The organism is Paenibacillus sp. VCA1, assembly GCF_031583795.1.
GTDB classification, from domain to species: Bacteria; Bacillota; Bacilli; order Paenibacillales; family Paenibacillaceae; genus Paenibacillus_AQ; species Paenibacillus_AQ albilobatus.
This window is the reverse complement of sequence record NZ_JAVLSX010000033.1, coordinates 1-1288: the sequence shown is the minus strand read 5'-3', so window position 1 is coordinate 1288 and position 1288 is coordinate 1. Positions and strand designations below refer to the sequence as shown.

The 1288-nt window shown below is 44.2% G+C and carries 2 protein-coding genes; both read left to right on the top strand.

All coding sequences use genetic code 11. The features are described 5' to 3' along the window. The first annotated feature begins 71 nt into the window (after positions 1-71). On the top strand, positions 72-407 hold the full coding sequence (locus RJP21_RS30960; RefSeq protein ID WP_310862612.1) for a helix-turn-helix domain-containing protein: 336 nt from the start codon (positions 72-74) through the stop codon (positions 405-407). Further along, positions 356-1249 (top strand): IS3 family transposase, encoded by an 894-nt coding sequence (locus RJP21_RS30955; RefSeq protein ID WP_310862611.1) that lies wholly within the window; start codon positions 356-358, stop codon positions 1247-1249. The genes RJP21_RS30960 and RJP21_RS30955 overlap by 52 nt, the downstream gene beginning before the upstream one ends. Positions 1250-1288 lie beyond the last annotated feature (39 nt).

Below are 1288 nucleotides of genomic sequence, written 5' to 3'. Positions count from 1 at the left end.
CTGATATTATCCCCTTTGAGTAGACAAGTGCTAAGAAAGCGCACTAAAGTTTACTTGGAGGGGATTTTTTCATGGGTGAAATTCGGAAGACATATTCCGTTGAGTTTAAGCAAAAGGCTGTTCAGATGTACTTGCATAAAGGTATGGGATATAAAAGTGTAGCCAAAGAGCTAGGGATAACCCACAAATCCGTTCAGCGGTGGGTGAAATACTTTCAGGAGGAAGGAATACAAGGACTGGAAGAGAAGCGAGGAAAAGCTAAAGGTCCCTTGAAAGGAAGGCCACGAACGCGTGAACAGAGCGTGGAAGCTGAGCTCCATCGGCTACGAGCAGAGAACGAATACCTAAAAAAGCTGTGGGCCTTGCAAAGGGGGGAGATAAAAGGCGGCAGCAAGCCTTCCAAGTGATTCAAAACATGTCTGCCCGTTATACGGTCTCTTTGCTCTGTCGTTTAGCTGAAGTCTCTCGAAGCGGCTACTACAAATGGCAACGACAACAGGGGCGATTAACGCGGCGGCAACAGGAGAATGAGCAGATTAAGACTAAAATTATGGCGTGCTGGAAACAAAGCCGTGGTATCTACGGTTACTTGCGCATCGGAGTGTGCCTTCGGAAAAAATACAGAATTCACGTTAATCACAAGCGCGTGTACCGACTGATGAAGGAGCTCGGCATACGTTCGGTGATTCGTAAGAAGAAACCGTATTTTGGCAAGAAGGAGGCTTATGTTATTTCGGAAAACGTACTTAATCGCGAGTTTCATGCGGCACGTCCATTAGAGAAATGGGTGACAGATATTACATACCTCCCCTTTGGTCAAAGCTTTTTATATCTTTCAACCATTTGTGATCTATACAACAACGAGGTGATCGCCTACAAGATTAGTCCCCGTAATGACATTCGCTTGGTACTGGATACCGTAAAGAAAGCCATTCGAAAGCGAAAAACACGCGGAATACTTTTGCATAGTGATCGCGGTTTCCAGTACACATCTAAACCGTATCACCGGCTTCTAAAGCGCCATGGTATTAAGGTGAGCATGTCGCGCAAAGGTAATTGTCATGATAATGCATGTATGGAGAGTTTTTTTAGCCATTTCAAGAGCGAATCTTTACGGCTACACCGCTACACAGGCCAAAAGCAACTTGTAGATGAAATTCATCGTTATATTCGATTTTATAACTACCACCGATTTCAGAAAAAATTAAACAACCTTAGTCCGGTTGAATACCGAACTAAGGTTGCCTAGGTCTTTTTTATAACTGTCTACTTGACGGGGGTAACTCCA